The organism is Geobacter sp. (genome assembly GCF_027327745.1).
GTDB lineage: Bacteria > Desulfobacterota > Desulfuromonadia > Geobacterales > Geobacteraceae > Geobacter.
Map to the genome: position 1 here is coordinate 1 of NZ_DAHVYG010000001.1, position 13,903 is coordinate 13,903.

Consider the following 13,903-nt stretch of genomic DNA (forward strand, 5'->3'; position numbering starts at 1 on the left):
GTCCTCGACCTGGGGAGCGGCACCGGCATCCTGGCCGTGGCGGCGGTGCGGCTCGGCGCCGCCTCGGTGGTGGCGGTCGACATCGAGCCGGCCGCGGCGCTTTCCTGCGCCGCCAACGTCCGGCTGAACGGGATGGAGGGGAGGATCCACACCGTCTGCGGCGAGCTGGCCGCCGTCGGCAGGGTGAAGTTCGACCTCCTCCTCGCCAACATCTACGCCGACATCCACCTGGCCCTGGCCGACGAGATGGTCCGCCTCGTCCGCCCCGGCGGTACCCTCATCCTCTCCGGCATCCCGCTCCAGGACAAGTTCGACGTCCAGCGGCGCTTCGAGCGCCTCGGCTGCACCCTCGCCGACCTGCAGATTCTTGAGGATTACACGACGTTCGTCATGCGGAAGGGTTGACCCGGCTCCCGTTTTTTCATATAAAGAACCTGGCTTTAGCTTACACGCGGAGGTACCCGTCAATGGTCAAGAGACTCATCCTCGCCCTCATCCTCGGAGGGATCTTCAGCGCCCTCGTCATCGCCGGCAACGCCGACGCGGCCGAAAAGGCGAAAAACCCGGTGGTGGTCATGGAAACGACCCTCGGGAAAGTGAAGATCGAACTCAATCAGGAGAAGGCGCCGGTCAGCGTCAAAAACTTCCTCGACTACGTGAAGGCGGGTTTCTACAACGGCACCATCTTCCACCGGGTGATCCCCGGCTTCATGGTCCAGGGAGGAGGCTTCACCGTCGACCGGAAGCAGAAGGAGACCCGGGCGCCCATCAGGAACGAGGCGGACAACGGCCTGAAGAACGACCGGGGGACCATCGCCATGGCCCGCACCGCCAGCCCCAACAGCGCCACCGCCCAGTTCTTCATCAACCTCGTGAACAACGACGGCCTCAACCACCCGAACCCCGACGGCTACGGCTATGCCGTCTTCGGCAAGGTGGTGGAGGGGATGGAGGTGGTGGACAGGATCGCCGCCACCCCCACCCAGCGCCTCAACATGCTCTTCGCCGACATCCCGGTAACGCCGGTGGTCATCAACGCGGTGAAGGTGGTGAAGTAGCGGGGAACTTGATGCAGATCCAGTGGGGGTCCTGACGGACCCCCTTTTTTGTGGTATAGGGAAGGGAGCGGCCGTGCTGCGACACCACCCCGTGAGGTATGCCATGAAACGTCACCTGCCCCCCCTCTTGTCCCTCGTTCTCGCCCTCCTCTCCCTCCCCGTTTCCGCCGCCACGGCGCCGGTCGTCTCCACCGTGGCCGACCAGAAGGGGATCGAGCTCACCATCTACAACCAGAACCTCGGCCTGGTGAAGGACCGCCGGGAGATCCGCCTTCCCGCGGGAAGCGGCGAACTCCGCTTCATGGACGTGGCGGCCCAGGTCATCCCGACGAGCGTCGCCATCTCCTCCCCCGACGGCGGCCTCCGGGTGCTGGAACAGAACTACGAGTACGACCTCCTCTCCCCCCAGAAGCTGATGGAGAAGTACGTGGGGAAAGAGGTGAAGCTCTACCAGAAGAACCCCCGGACCGAGCGGGAAGAGACGGTCACCGCCACCCTCCTCTCCACCACCGGCGGGCCGGTCTTCCGGATCGGCGACGAGATCACCTTCGGCCACCCGGGACGGCTCATCTTCCCCGGCGTCCCGGAGGACCTCATCGCCCGACCGACCCTGGTCTGGCTCCTGGAGAGCGACGCCGCCAAGCCCCGGCCGCTGGAGGCCACCTACCTCACTGCCGGCATCACCTGGCGCGCCAACTACGTCCTCACCCTCGACGAGAGGGACGAGCGGGGGAATCTGGCCGGCTGGGTCACCATCGACAACCGCAGCGGCGCCACCTACCGCAACGCCACCCTCAAGCTGGTGGCCGGCGACATCCACCGGGTCCCGGAGGAGGGGGTGCGGCTGGAGAAGACCCTGCGCGCCGCGGCCATGACGGCTCCCGCCCCCCAGTTCCGGGAGGAGGCGTTCTTCGAGTACCACCTCTACACCCTCCAGCGTCCCTCCACCATCAAGGATAACCAGACCAAGCAGATCAGCCTCGTCACCGCCGACGCCGTGCCGGTGAAAAAGGAGTACCTCTTCCGCGGCGAGAGTTTCTACTACACCGCTCCCGCCGGCGATACCATCGGGAACCGGAAGGTGGGGGTCTACGTGGAGCTGGAGAACCGGCGGGAGAACCGCCTCGGGATGCCGCTGCCGAAGGGGGTGGTGCGGGTCTACAAGCGGGATGCGGGGGGAAGCCTCCAGTTCGTGGGGGAGGACGCCATCGACCATACCCCGGAGAAGGAGAAGGTGCGGGTGAAGGTCGGCGACGCCTTCGACGTGGTGGGGGAGCGGAAGCAGACCGAGTGGAGGAAAGTGGCCGCCGACACCTACGAAGCGGCCTTCGAGGTGCGGCTTCGCAACCACAGGAAGGAAGATATCGTCGTCCGGGTGGTAGAACCGGTCCCCGGTGACTGGACCATGCTCAGCTCGTCCCACCCCCACGAGAAGGGGGAGGCCCACACCGCCGAATTCCACGTCCCGGTGCCGAAGGACGGCGAGGCGACCCTCACCTACCGGGTCAGGATGCGGTACTGAGATTTTCGGACACGAAAACGGGAAAAGGCGGTGGTGACACCGCCTTTTCTCATGGGCAAGGGAAGGAGCCGGCGGCCGTCAGCGGCAGGTCACCGGCTCGAAGTTTCCGTCGTAGGTCCCGACGCACTTCACGATCCCGCTCGTCACCGGGGCCCCTCCCTGGAGGCGGGTGTTGGCGACGGAGGTGGCAGCACCGATGCCGGTGTAGAGGGTGGCGAGGGAGCCGGCAACCGACGACCCCTCTACGGTGGTGGTGCCGGAGTAGTAGCTGGAGACGCCGGTCCCGGCGAGCACCGAGGAGTTTCGCACCACCGGCGAGGAGTGCAGGTTGAAAATCCCGAAGGTGGCGCCGCTTCCCTCCACCGTCACCGTGACGTCCGAGATCACCGGCGACGCCAGGAGGTTGTAGATGCCGTAGGCGTTCTTTCCTCCCTCGGCGTGGACGGCGACGTGGGTGAGGCGGAGCGAGGCGCTCCCGCTGAAGATCCCCACGATGTTCCCCTCGGCGCCGCTCGCCTCCACCGTCAGGTTCCGCAGCTCGGCATGGGAGGCACCGGCCACCACCCCGGCGTCGGCCGCGCTCCCCCGCAGCCGCGTGGTCAGTTCTCCCGACCCCTCGACGTCGACATACTCCTTCATGACGAGGGTGGCGATCCCCAGATCGTAGCTTCCAGGCATGATCTTCACCAGGTACGGCTTCTCGGCCGAGGCATCGGTGATGGCATTCAGGGCGTCGAGGGGGCTGGTGAAGTCCCCCCCCGCCGGGGCGACGATGATGAGGCCGGCGGGCTTCTTCAGGAGTCCTTCGTGGGTATGGTCGCCGGCGGCCACGGTGCCGGGGCCGGTACCCACCGGGAGCCGGGCCGCGTCGATGGTCCCGCTGACGATGTCGGCGCCGTCATGGCCGTGGCGGCCGATCTTGAAGCCGGAGATGGGGCCGGAGATCTTGGCGTCGCTCACGGCGCCGTCGGCGATCTTCGGGGAGGTGACGGCGCCGAAGCTGAGCTTGGCGTCGTTCACGGCCCCGTCGACGATCTTGCTGTTGGCAATCGAGTTGGGGGCGATGGCACGGTAGGTGACCGCGCCGTCGGCAAGCTGGTCGGCGCCGACCGTTCCCCCGTTGGCAGAAGCCACGCCGCCGGCCATGAACAGAGTCGCGACCAGGGCGATGAATGCCGCTTCGGTTTTCCGTCCCATCTTCTCCTCCCGTTTCAAGCAGCCGCGGTCCGGGGCGCCGGAAGAGCCGGCGCCACCCGCGACAGACGGCTATAGTACCACATGAATCGGCCGACGCAACAGGGATTTACCCCGCCAGGGGGCGTCCCCGCCGCACCGCCAGGAGGGCGACGTTGCCGGCCGTAAAGAGGAGCGCCCCCGCCAGTGCCCATCCCGCCCCCGGCTCGCGGTGGAGCTCGACGTAGCCGACCGGGAAGGGAAACGGCTCCACATGCTTGAGGTAGATCCCGATCCCGTTGTGGAAAAAGGGGTGGTTGGGGCGGACGGTGGCCGCCGTCCGGCGCCCCCCTTCCGTCGCCACGATGCCGGCGCTGAAATCGGCCGGCATTCCCATGGGCCCCGGGGTCGCCGTGAGGGCCGTGACCCGGACGCTGCTCCCGTCGGGGAAGGCGAGGACGCTCCCCTCGGCCACCTCCATCGCCTCCTTCTCCGCTCCCCGGGCGCTCAGGAGATGGGCCAGCACGATCAGCAGAAAGCCCAGGTGCATCAGCTGGGGGGCGAGGAGCTGGAGGAGGCGCCGCTCCCCCCACCCCTGGCGGAGGGTCTCGACGCTGCAAAGCACCGTGTTCAAGACCAGGAAGCCGAGGAGCACGAGGGCACCCCAGAGCCACCAGGAGGCGGCAAAGGGGGCCTGGCCGAGCCAGGCGAAGAGGGGCATGGCGTTCAGGGTGCTCTGCTCCCCGCCGACAAAGGAGCCGGCCGCCAGGAGCGCCATGACCCCACCCATGAGCCAGAGGCCGAGGGAGAGGGAGGCGAGGAATGCATACGTTTTTCTGATCATGGACCCTTTCCGGCATCCTTTCTCGCGCCGGCAGGTTTGTCACCCCGGCGGGTTACGGTAGACTGTTGGTACGAGGAGGTTTCCCCATGCCCGACACCCACGACATCGTCATCCTCGGCTCCGGCTCCACCGCCTTCGCCGCGGCGCTCCGGGCCCACACCCTCGGCGCCCGTGCCCTCATGATCGAGAAGAGCGTCCTGGGGGGGACCTGCATCAACTGGGGGTGCGTGCCGAGCAAGACCCTCATCCACACGGCGCTATTCTACCAGGAGGGGAGACTCGGGGCAAGGCTCGGCGTCGGCTCCGGCGGCGGCCCCGTCGACATCCCCCGTCTCATGGCCCACAAGGACGAGGTGGTCGGCTTCCTGCGCCGGAGCAAGTACCTGGAGATCCTCCATAGCGTGCCGGGGCTGGAGCTCGTTCGGGGGACCGGGCGCTTCGTCGCCCCCGACCGGGTGGAGGTGGAGGGACGGAGCATCCGGGGAGAGCGCTTCCTCATCGCCGTGGGAGGCACCCCGCGAATCCCGCGGATCCCCGGGCTGGACGGAACCCCCTTCCTCACGAGCCGGGGGGCGCTCCTCCTCAAGAAGTTCCCGAAATCCCTCGTCATCGTGGGGGGCGGGGTCATCGCCCTGGAGCTGGGGCAGATGTTCCAGCGCCTCGGCACCCGGGTCACCGTCCTGGAGCGGGGCCCCCGGGTCCTGCCGCCGGTGGAGGCGGAGCCGGCCCTGGCGGTGCAGGAGGCGCTTCGGGACGAAGGGATGGAGATCGTCGTGAACGTCGGCGTCTGCTCCGTGGCGGGAGACGCCTCGGGGGTGCGGGTGGAGACGGAACGGGAGGGGAAGCGGGAGACGATTGCCGCCGAGAAGCTCCTCCTCGCCGTCGGCACCGCCCCCGCCACGGGAGGGATCGGCCTCGACGCGGCGGGGGTCGCCACCGATCCCCGGGGGTTCATCACCGTGGACGAGCGGATGCGGACCACGGCCCCCGGCATCTGGGCCGCGGGAGACGCCGTGGGAGGGATGATGATCGCCACGGTCGGTGCCCGGGAGGGGATCGTGGCGGTGGACGACATGCTCACCCCCGGCTGCGGCTGCACCATCGACCGGCTCTCCGCCCCCATGGCGATCTTCACCGACCCCGAGGTGGGGATGGTGGGGCTCTCCGAGGCGGAGGCCCGGGAGGCGGGGTACGACGTGGGGGTGAACGTCATGCCGGTGTCGGCCATTCCCAAGGCCCACGTCACCGGCCATACCGCCGGCGTCATCAAGCTCGTGGCCGACCGGGCCACCGGCCGGATCCTCGGCGCCCACCTCGCCTGCCACCGGGGGGCGGAGCTGATCAACGAGGCGGCCCTTGCCATCCGGCTCAAGGCGACGGTGCAGGATCTGGCAAACGCATTGCATGTCTACCCCTCGATGGGAGAGGGACTGCGCCTCTGCGCCCAGGGTTTCAGCCGCGACGTGAACAAGCTTTCGTGCTGCGCGGAATAGCCGCAACGCCAGCCGATATTCGACAGTTGCCGCCAAGTCCTGCTCCGCTCAGACGGCCTATTTCCGCTGCTCTAAGGCTTACTCGCAGCTCTTCCGGCAACTGCCAGTTTCAGGTTCAGAAGAGGGATCGGGCCATGGCCGTCGGGAGTTCCGCAAATAGTGCACCACTCGACCGCGAATTGTCACTGAGGCTCCACCATGCCCTCACCTGCGGCAAGGAGGAGCTGTTCCAGGTCATGCTCGACCCCGCCATGGAGGTGCTGGGGGCGGCGCTGCGCAACCCCGCCCTCGACGAAAACCACCTCCTGGCCCTCCTGGGGCGGCTGGACCTGACCGAGGAGTTCCTCAAGGCCGTCGCCCGGCACGGTGCGGTCGCCGAGAGCCACCAGCTGAAGGTCGCCCTCGTCCGCAACCCGGCGACGCCGGCGGCGGTCTCCCTCCCCCTCCTCCCCCACCTTTACCTCTTCGAGCTCGCCACCCTCGCCGAGCTTCCGGGCACCACCCCGGACCAGCGGCTGGCGGCGGAGCGCGCCATCATTCAGCGACTCCCCACCACCCCCCTCGGCAACCGGATCACCCTCGCCCGCCGGGCCACGGCAACGGTGCTGGACGCCTTGATGAAGGAGGGGGACGTGCGGGTGGTGGAGCCGTGCCTCGCCAACCCGCGCCTCAAAGAGGCATCGGTCTTCCAGCTCGCCGCCAGCCCCCGGGCGTCGGGGGAGGCGATCGCGGCAGTGGCCCGCAGCCCCCGCTGGGCCAGCCGGCCGAACCTGAAGGGGGCGATCCTGAAGAACCCCAACACCCCCCTCCCCCTCTTCGGCGCCCTCCTCGCCGCCGCCCCGGTCCACGAACTGCGAAACCTGGCGGAGTCGGGCCGGCTCACCGGAGAGCGGAAACGGCTGGCGGAGGAGGAGCTCCGGCGGCGGGGATTTTAATCGTACCATCACTCGGGAAACGGGTCAGCGCAGGATTGCCGCCACCAGGTCGAACAGGGGCCCGGGGAAGAGCCCGATCCCGACCACGGCCAGGGCCGCGAGGGAGAGGGCCACTCCTTCCGTCGCGGTTGGTCCTCCCCCCGCCGCTGCTCCTTCCGCTGGGCGGAGATAGAGATTCACCACCACCCGCAGGTAGTAATAGACCGACACGGCGGCGGTCAGGATACCGATTACCGCCAGCGGCACCTCCCCCCCCTTCAGCGCGGCGAAGAAGATGGCGAACTTGCCGGCGAAGCCCACCGTGGGGGGAATCCCCGCCAGGGCGAACATCGCCAGCGCCAGCACCCCTCCCCGGAACGGCCGGCTGTAGCCTAGCCCCCGAAGCTCCTCCACCCCCTCCAGCACCGTCTCCCCCTCCAGTGAGGCGACGGCACCGAAGGCGGTCAGGTTCATCACCGTATAGGCGACGGCGTAGAAAGCCGCCGCCTCGTACCCCCGCTCCCCTCCCGCCAGGAGCGCCAGGGCCACGTACCCCATCTGGGCGATGGAGGAGTAGGCGAGCATCCGCTTCAGGTTCGGCTGCAGCAGTGCCGCCAGGTTCCCGACCACCATGGAGAGGAGGGCAAGCCCCCAGAGCGGCCCCCGCAGCGGAGCGGGATCGGCGAGATGGGGAAGGAGGAGCAGGAAGAAGGCGATGGCGGCCCCCTTGGAGCCGGTGGAGAGGAAGGCGACCACCGGCGTCGGCCCCCCCTGGTAGACGTCGGGGGTCCAGAGGTGGGCCGGGACCAGCGACACCTTGAAGGCGAGCCCCGCCAGGAGGAACCCCCACCCCGCCCGGGCCACCCCGCCGGTGGCCCCGTTCACCGCCCGGGCGATGTCGAGGGTCCCCGACGCCCCGTAGAGGAGGGCGATGCCGAAGGCGATGAAGGCGGCGGAGATGGCACCGAGGAGGAGGTACTTGAGCCCCGCCTCCCCCGACGCCGGCCGGCGGTGGTCGTAGGCCACCAGGATGTAGAAGGCGAAGGTGAGGGACTCAAGCCCCAGGAAGAGGATCAGGAGATTCGTCGCCGCGGCGAGGGTCCCCATTCCGAAGGCGGCGAAGAGGACCGTGGCCGGGTACTCCTCCCCCCCCAGCCGGTGCCGGACGGCGTAGTCGTGGGAGAGGAGGAGGACCGTCGCCGCCGTCAGCGCGAAGAGGACGATGAAGAACCGGGCAAAGGGGGTGAGCGCCACCCCGAGCGCCGTCGCCGCCGCGGGGGGCGTCTGCAGCGCCCAAAGGGCCGCGCCGAGGGAGGCCGCCACCCCCACGGCTGTCCCGTAGCGCCCCGGCACGATGGCGCCGAAGAGGAGGACGACGACGCTCCCGCAGGCGAGGATCAGAAGCGGCATTATGGTCCAGAGATCGGCGGCGGTCATGGCGTCCCCCCCGTCAACAGCGCCACCGGCACCTTCAGGATATCCAGCAGCGGCTTCGGGTGGAACCCGAGGTAGACGTCGATCGCCGCCAGCACCGCCAGGAGCGTCCCCTCCCGCAGCGTCACGTCGGGAAGCACGAGGGGGCGGCGCTCCGTCTGGAAGAGCACCTCCTGCACGAGGCGCACCGTGTAAACCAGGGGGGGGATGATCCCGACGAAGGCGAGCACCACCGCCAGCGGCGTGGTGCGGAAGACCCCCGCCAGGATCAGGAACTCGCCGGCGAAGTTGTTGAGCCCGGGGAGCCCCGCCGATGCCATGGCAAAGAGGAGGAAGAAGAAGGAGTAGACCGGCACCTTCCCCCAGAGCCCCCCGTAGGCGGCGATGTCGCGGGTGTGGGCCCGCTCGTCCAGCATCCCCACCAGGGCGAAGAGGGCGCCGGTGGTGATGCCGTGGTTCACCATCTGGAGGATGGAGCCCGAGAGGGCCACCGGGCTCCAGGAGGCGATCCCCAGGGCCACGAACCCCATGTGCCCGACGCTGGAGTAGGCCACCATTCGCTTCATGTCCTCCTGGGCGAAGGCGACCCACGAGGCGTAGAGGATGCCGATCACCGCCAGGGCGAAGAGAAGCGGGGCGAACCCCTTGGCCGCTTGGGGGAAGAGGGGATAGCCGAAGCGGACCAGGCCGTAGGCCCCGGTCTTCAGGAGCAGCGCCGCCAGGATCACGCTCCCCGCCGTGGGGGCGTCGGTGTGGGCATCCGGGAGCCAGGTGTGGAGGGGAAAGAGCGGGAACTTGATGGCGAAGGCCAGGAGAAATGCCCCAAAGAGCCAGGGGGCCGCGGCATGGGCAATGGGGGCCCTGGCGAGCGCCGGGAGGGCGAAGGTGTAGACCCCGCTCTCGGCGCCGTGGATGAGATAGACCCCCACGATGGCGAGAAGCATCAGGAGCGACCCGAACAGCGTGTAGAGGAAGAACTTCACCGCCGAGTAGACCCGCCGGCCGTGCCCCCAGATCCCGATCAGGAAGAACATCGGAATCAGCATCAGCTCCCAGAAGAGGTAGAAGAGGATAAGATCGAGGGAGAGGAAGACCCCCACGATCCCGCTCTCCATGAGGAGGATGAGGAAGTAGTGGAACCCCGTCCGCTCCTCCACCCCCCGCCACGAAACGATCATCGCCACCACCGTGACGAAGGCCGTGAGCGCCACCATGAGGCAGCTGATCCCGTCCATCCCCAGGAGATAGCGGATCCCGAAGCGCTCGATCCAGGCGGCATCCTCCCAGAGGAAGTACCCCGCCGCCGCGCCGGGCGCCGCCGGCACCCCCGGCGCGGCGACGAGGAGCCACCCCGAGAGCGCCAGCTCCGCCGCGGCAAACCCCAAGGCGATGGGGCGCACCGCTTTGCGGCAGTTCCAGACCGGCGCCAGACAGAGGCACCCCGCCAGGGGGAGAAGGATGAGTATTGTCAGGATCGGGTAGTCGGTCACAATCGTCTCCCCGTTTTCTGCATCACGATTCGGCGCGGGGTCTCAGAATCCCCCACCGCCGGTTTCAGAGCTCGTTGCGGAAGCGGATCAGGAGATAGAAGCAGCCGACCCCCCCCGCCGCCATGAGGATATCCCGCAGCCACGGAATCGGCTTTTCGAGCATGGAATAGACCAGCGGATCGAGCAGGGCGGTCGTCAGAAGCCCGACGGCCCCCCACGAAAGAAGTTTCTTCACGGATCACCCTCCAATCGGATTTTCAGCCATTGCGGCCGGCCGCATCCCTTCCATCGGCATGGCAGCGCCCTCTTCCCTCCTGCACCGTCTCCATCTTCTCCGAGATTTCCGCACGGAACTCTTCAGGGATGGCGGCCCAGTCGAGAATATCGACCAGAATCGGCAGATTGCTCTCGGAAAAGGCCCGGCGCAGCTCATTCAGGCGGGGATAAGAGCGGCCGGGTTCCACCGGATTGCGGACCACCAGATCGAGGTCGCTTCCGTCGTGGGACGTCCCGTTAACACGGCTGCCGTAAGCCAGCACCTCGGCGTCGGGAAGGTACTCCGCCAGAATCCGCCGCACCAGTGAAAGCCACTCCGGACGCAGATCAAGCATCGGCAGCCCCCAGCCTTTCGCGCAATACGGCCTCCAGCGCCCGAGCGTCGGCTATGAAACCGGGGAGCAGGGTAAGGGTCTCCTCGGCAAAACCAACGCCATAATCATGGGCCGTGCTGTTGCGGTTGTCACGATAGATGAACCAGCGCTCGACGGCATCGGTTGCAAGCAGGTCATGTCTGGCGGCATGACGCAGCAGGTCCTTGAAGGTAAGCATGTCCACGTCCCGCGGCCTCCCCGTATAGGCCTTGATGGCCCTGCGAAGGAGCTTGCCTGCGGTCTCCAGGGTGAGTTCAAACCCCTTAACCACGGCATTGCGAAAGATTTCATAGTCGATGCTTTGGGGATCGGCGCCTTTGAGAAGCACAAGGGACGACTCCAGGGTGGTAATACAACGGGCGAAATGGTCAGTGTTCAGGTTCATTTTCCGGTCCTATGGTCAAGGGTTGTGTATCACATCACGGTTCGGCGCGGATCACCTTCCAGGCGGATTTTCAGCCATTGCGGCCGGCCGTTTCCATCACCAGATGAACGGGTCAGCGGGAATCGATTGAATCTCGTCCCGGTTGGCGTCCCAGAAGTTGCGCAACGACTCGCCAAAGATATGCTGCTCGTTGTTCAGTATCGAACGGCAGAGCGGATGTCCCAATTTCACCTTGATGTAGGTCTCCCAGTCCGACAGCTCCGTCAGGGCCGGCGGTTTCAGAAAAGACCATCCACTGCCCGTGCGCGCCGATATGGAGAGGATTTCGTCGAACATGTTCAGCTGCCGGTAAACGTACGCCTTCGCCTTGTAGAAAAGCTCGTCCTCCAGCACCGCCTGCCGGCGGAAATAGTCCTCTTCCCGCGCGGCATTCTGCGACAGGTACTTCTGGACATCCGGGTTGTCGATGAGCAACTTGTCGCCATCCATGAGGCGATTCACGATCACGCTCGTCCGCTCCACCGACTGCGAGATGCGGTCGCGCACAAACGCCGTCACCACCCATCCGGCGCTCACCACCGCGACAATGATCGTCCAATAGAGCTTCGCCTCGTCCATGTCTCGCCACCTCCCTGGGCGATAGAACCCTCACCCCCCCTCGATTGGATGGTGCGGATCGCGAGCATACTGCGTACGGCCAAGCCTCATCTTCTGACAAATTTCTTCTAAAATCCCGTCATCAATGTCAAGAGTTGAGACTTTACCCTTTCTGTCTCTTTCAGGCGAAAATCCTGCTTCTCCCCGAACTGCCGGCGCGTTTCGGGGTTGGCTTCATGCTATCTCCTCGGAAATTGATCTTTGTCTTTCTCCGCGTCATGCCGCGGCGGAAAATCCCGAAATCGCTCGTCGAACCGCGCCCGCCGCTCGAAGCCCAAGGTCCGGTTGATGAAGAGGTTGGCCTCCTCCAGCCACCGGAGCCTGGCACTCAGCGACATGCCGTCGAACTCCCGCAGCTTCTCTTCGGAAAAAAGCTGGACTATGTGATTTCCCTGCTCAGTCATGGTCTGCGAGCCTTTCCAATGCCTTGACGTCTTCGATGTCCTGCGGACGGCCGGAGATTCTCTTCATAGCTATGAGGTCTTCGCGGGAAGCCACCGGCACGGACAGCTCATTGATGTCCATCATGACCGCCCGCTCCCTGAGGGTCCGGTAGTCGACCGGTTCGTGGATCATGATGTCGATGAGCGCCACCGGCTGACCGGGGTCGTAGAAGCTGAAGACCTCCATGTTTTTCTGGTCGATCCACCCCTGCCGCTTTGCGGAGTCCAGCAGCGCCCCGGCAGGCTCGGGAATCCGGGGCCGGTAGCCGAGTTCCGCCATGACGTCAATCAGCTTCCGCAGATTGTCGTGCTCCAGGGCAACCATCAGGTCCAGGTCCGCCGTCAACCGGACCACGCCGTGCATAAGCAGCGCCACGCCGCCGATGATGACGTAGTCGAGCCCTTTCTCGTTGAACCGTCGAAAAATGTCGAGGAATAGCATGGTTCTCCCTGGTGTTGTTTGCAATTGAGAAGCGAACTGGTTCCCGGTTGTGAATCCGTTGAGGACAACGAGTTATTGACCGGTTCACGCGCGCACGCGCGTGAACCGGTGATCTACCCAAATGGAATACTTATCCCTAATGCCCGGGCTGCTCCCTGACTGGCAAGCATGACAGCCTCATGGAGCCAAAAGAAGCCACCACCAGATCGGCATCACCTCGACAGTTCGGCCGTTTGCCTTCACCGTGTCGAACTCCTCGCGGGTGAGAATCACCCCTCTTTCGAGCCCGAATTCGCCCATCGCCTCTAGGGCGCCGGCGAGTTCGCGCTTTTTCGTGGCCTCGTCGGCCAGGGAGTGGCAGATTCAAGCGTTGTCATCCACAATGTTTCCCCTGTCAGGATAGCACCCCCCACGCCAGCCACACCAGGATCAGCACCAGCCCGGCGGCAAAGCTCAGGATGTAGACCGACACCCGCCCGCAGCTCCACCGGCCGAGCCCCTGGCCAGCCGTGCCAAGGCCGTCGGCCAGACGGTCGAGGGAGTCGTCGATGACCCCTTCGTCCACCCGGCGCCAGAGAAAGCCGGCCAGGGCCTCGTAGGGGCGGATGATGAGGAGTCGGTAGAGATTGTCCACGTACCAGCCGTTCAGGAGGAAAGCGGTGATCCCCCGCGGTTCGGTGGCGGCCGCCTCGATCCGGGCCGCGCGCCGGAGGCCGCCGTAGCGGAGGTGGGCGATGACAAGTCCGGTGAGGGCCACAAGGGCGGCGATTGCCTCCACGGCCATCTCCTCCCCGTACGAAAGGTGGGCGGCCTCTTCGGTGAGGGCCGTGGCCAGGAAGCGGCCGAGCCAGCCATGGGCCAGGAACTCGGGGAGATGGATGACGCCGCCGAGAAGCCCCAGGATCGCCAGGGGGAGGAGCATCGTGTCCATGATCCGGGGGACGCGAGCAGTTTCTTCCCCCTTTGGCAAAGGGGGATTAAGGGGGATTTGGTGGTCGCCGGAATCAGAAATCCCCCCCTGCCCCCCTTTGCCAAAGGGGGGAGAAGAAGCGGCAGCATCGCCGCCGAAGACGAGGTAGACCATCCGGAAGGTGTAGAAGGAGGTGAGGAGCGCCGCCGCAAGCCCCAGGCCGAAGAGTCCGCCGTAGAGGAGCCCCCCCTTGGCCCAGACCGCGGCCAGGATGGCGTCCTTGCTGAAGAAGCCGCCGGTGAAGGGGACCCCGGCAAGGCAAGCGGCCCCGGCGAGGAAGGCCCAGAAGGTGACCGGCAGCCCCTTGCGCAGCCCACCCATCCGGAAGATGTCGTGCTCGTGGTGCATGGCCGCGATGACGCAGCCGGCGCCGAGGAAGAGGAGCGCCTTGAAGAAGGCGTGGACCAGGAGGTGGAAGGTGGCGGCGG

Annotated in this window: 17 protein-coding genes; 5 read left to right on the forward strand and 12 right to left on the reverse strand. The window is 66.5% G+C overall.

Features of this window, described 5'->3' with window-relative positions; genetic code table 11:
- The 3 genes from M6689_RS00005 to M6689_RS00015 form a co-directional block, all read left to right on the forward strand.
- Window positions 1–405 (forward strand): 50S ribosomal protein L11 methyltransferase (locus M6689_RS00005; protein WP_298266393.1); only part of this gene is annotated, 405 nt, incomplete at its 5' end.
- A 62-nt stretch (window positions 406–467) separates the two neighbouring features.
- Window positions 468–1,058, forward strand: a complete 591-nt coding sequence (locus tag M6689_RS00010) for a peptidylprolyl isomerase (RefSeq protein ID WP_298266395.1) — start codon at window positions 468–470, stop codon at window positions 1,056–1,058.
- Window positions 1,059–1,161: 103 nt separating this feature from the next.
- Complete coding sequence (locus M6689_RS00015) at window positions 1,162–2,580, forward strand: DUF4139 domain-containing protein (RefSeq protein ID WP_298266397.1); 1,419 nt, start codon at window positions 1,162–1,164, stop codon at window positions 2,578–2,580.
- Window positions 2,581–2,658: 78 nt separating this feature from the next.
- Here M6689_RS00015 and M6689_RS00020 read toward each other — a convergent pair whose 3' ends face one another.
- On the reverse strand, window positions 2,659–3,777 hold the full coding sequence (locus M6689_RS00020; protein ID WP_298266399.1) for a hypothetical protein: 1,119 nt from the start codon (window positions 3,775–3,777) through the stop codon (window positions 2,659–2,661).
- A gap of 106 nt (window positions 3,778–3,883) precedes the next feature.
- Window positions 3,884–4,597, reverse strand: coding sequence for a cytochrome c biogenesis protein ResB (locus M6689_RS00025; protein WP_298266401.1), 714 nt, complete (start codon window positions 4,595–4,597; stop codon window positions 3,884–3,886).
- An 86-nt stretch (window positions 4,598–4,683) separates the two neighbouring features.
- Here M6689_RS00025 and merA point away from each other — a divergent pair, with 86 nt between their 5' ends.
- Window positions 4,684–6,090, forward strand: a complete 1,407-nt coding sequence (merA, locus tag M6689_RS00030) for a mercury(II) reductase (protein ID WP_298266403.1) — start codon at window positions 4,684–4,686, stop codon at window positions 6,088–6,090.
- A gap of 134 nt (window positions 6,091–6,224) precedes the next feature.
- On the forward strand, window positions 6,225–7,025 hold the full coding sequence (locus tag M6689_RS00035; protein WP_298266405.1) for a hypothetical protein: 801 nt from the start codon (window positions 6,225–6,227) through the stop codon (window positions 7,023–7,025).
- Window positions 7,026–7,049: 24 nt separating this feature from the next.
- Here the strand turns inward: M6689_RS00035 and M6689_RS00040 are convergent, their stop codons facing one another.
- From M6689_RS00040 to M6689_RS00085, 10 genes are all read right to left on the reverse strand, one after another.
- Window positions 7,050–8,441 carry an NADH-quinone oxidoreductase subunit N gene (locus M6689_RS00040; protein ID WP_298266408.1) on the reverse strand — a complete coding sequence of 464 codons (1,392 nt, stop codon included), beginning with the start codon at window positions 8,439–8,441 and terminating at the stop codon, window positions 7,050–7,052.
- Window positions 8,438–9,928: a NuoM family protein gene (locus M6689_RS00045; RefSeq protein ID WP_298266411.1), complete on the reverse strand. Its 1,491-nt coding sequence runs from the start codon at window positions 9,926–9,928 to the stop codon at window positions 8,438–8,440. Before M6689_RS00045 ends, M6689_RS00040 begins: the two co-directional genes overlap by 4 nt.
- A 64-nt stretch (window positions 9,929–9,992) precedes the next feature.
- Complete coding sequence (locus M6689_RS00050; protein WP_298266414.1) at window positions 9,993–10,163, reverse strand: hypothetical protein; 171 nt, start codon at window positions 10,161–10,163, stop codon at window positions 9,993–9,995.
- 22 nt (window positions 10,164–10,185) lie between these two features.
- Complete coding sequence (locus tag M6689_RS00055) at window positions 10,186–10,539, reverse strand: nucleotidyltransferase domain-containing protein (RefSeq protein WP_298266416.1); 354 nt, start codon at window positions 10,537–10,539, stop codon at window positions 10,186–10,188.
- Window positions 10,532–10,963, reverse strand: coding sequence for a nucleotidyltransferase substrate binding protein (locus tag M6689_RS00060; protein ID WP_298266418.1), 432 nt, complete (start codon window positions 10,961–10,963; stop codon window positions 10,532–10,534). The genes M6689_RS00055 and M6689_RS00060 overlap by 8 nt, the downstream gene beginning before the upstream one ends.
- Window positions 10,964–11,059: 96 nt before the next feature.
- Window positions 11,060–11,581, reverse strand: coding sequence for a hypothetical protein (locus M6689_RS00065; protein WP_298266420.1), 522 nt, complete (start codon window positions 11,579–11,581; stop codon window positions 11,060–11,062).
- A gap of 218 nt (window positions 11,582–11,799) precedes the next feature.
- Window positions 11,800–12,024 carry a hypothetical protein gene (locus M6689_RS00070; protein ID WP_298266422.1) on the reverse strand — a complete coding sequence of 75 codons (225 nt, stop codon included), beginning with the start codon at window positions 12,022–12,024 and terminating at the stop codon, window positions 11,800–11,802.
- The gene (locus M6689_RS00075) at window positions 12,017–12,505 is read right to left on the reverse strand and encodes a nucleotidyl transferase AbiEii/AbiGii toxin family protein (RefSeq protein WP_298266424.1); all 489 of its coding nucleotides are present in this window, start codon (window positions 12,503–12,505) and stop codon (window positions 12,017–12,019) included. Before M6689_RS00075 ends, M6689_RS00070 begins: the two co-directional genes overlap by 8 nt.
- Window positions 12,506–12,682: 177 nt before the next feature.
- The gene (locus M6689_RS00080; protein ID WP_298266426.1) at window positions 12,683–12,805 is read right to left on the reverse strand and encodes a hypothetical protein; all 123 of its coding nucleotides are present in this window, start codon (window positions 12,803–12,805) and stop codon (window positions 12,683–12,685) included.
- A gap of 94 nt (window positions 12,806–12,899) precedes the next feature.
- Window positions 12,900–13,903, reverse strand: a 1,004-nt coding sequence (locus M6689_RS00085; RefSeq protein WP_298266428.1) for a proton-conducting transporter membrane subunit, incomplete at its 5' end; no start/stop codon positions are given.

Coding starts and splice junctions, on each gene's coding strand:
- M6689_RS00010 (WP_298266395.1), top strand. CDS start 468: ATGGTCAAGAGACTCATCCTCGCCCTCATCCTCGGAGGGATCTTCAGC.
- M6689_RS00015 (WP_298266397.1), top strand. CDS start 1,162: ATGAAACGTCACCTGCCCCCCCTCTTGTCCCTCGTTCTCGCCCTCCTC.
- M6689_RS00020 (WP_298266399.1), bottom strand. CDS start 3,777: ATGGGACGGAAAACCGAAGCGGCATTCATCGCCCTGGTCGCGACTCTG.
- M6689_RS00025 (WP_298266401.1), bottom strand. CDS start 4,597: ATGATCAGAAAAACGTATGCATTCCTCGCCTCCCTCTCCCTCGGCCTC.
- merA (WP_298266403.1), top strand. CDS start 4,684: ATGCCCGACACCCACGACATCGTCATCCTCGGCTCCGGCTCCACCGCC.
- M6689_RS00035 (WP_298266405.1), top strand. CDS start 6,225: ATGGCCGTCGGGAGTTCCGCAAATAGTGCACCACTCGACCGCGAATTG.
- M6689_RS00040 (WP_298266408.1), bottom strand. CDS start 8,441: ATGACCGCCGCCGATCTCTGGACCATAATGCCGCTTCTGATCCTCGCC.
- M6689_RS00055 (WP_298266416.1), bottom strand. CDS start 10,539: ATGCTTGATCTGCGTCCGGAGTGGCTTTCACTGGTGCGGCGGATTCTG.
- M6689_RS00060 (WP_298266418.1), bottom strand. CDS start 10,963: ATGAACCTGAACACTGACCATTTCGCCCGTTGTATTACCACCCTGGAG.
- M6689_RS00065 (WP_298266420.1), bottom strand. CDS start 11,581: ATGGACGAGGCGAAGCTCTATTGGACGATCATTGTCGCGGTGGTGAGC.
- M6689_RS00070 (WP_298266422.1), bottom strand. CDS start 12,024: ATGACTGAGCAGGGAAATCACATAGTCCAGCTTTTTTCCGAAGAGAAG.
- M6689_RS00075 (WP_298266424.1), bottom strand. CDS start 12,505: ATGCTATTCCTCGACATTTTTCGACGGTTCAACGAGAAAGGGCTCGAC.
- M6689_RS00080 (WP_298266426.1), bottom strand. CDS start 12,805: ATGGGCGAATTCGGGCTCGAAAGAGGGGTGATTCTCACCCGCGAGGAG.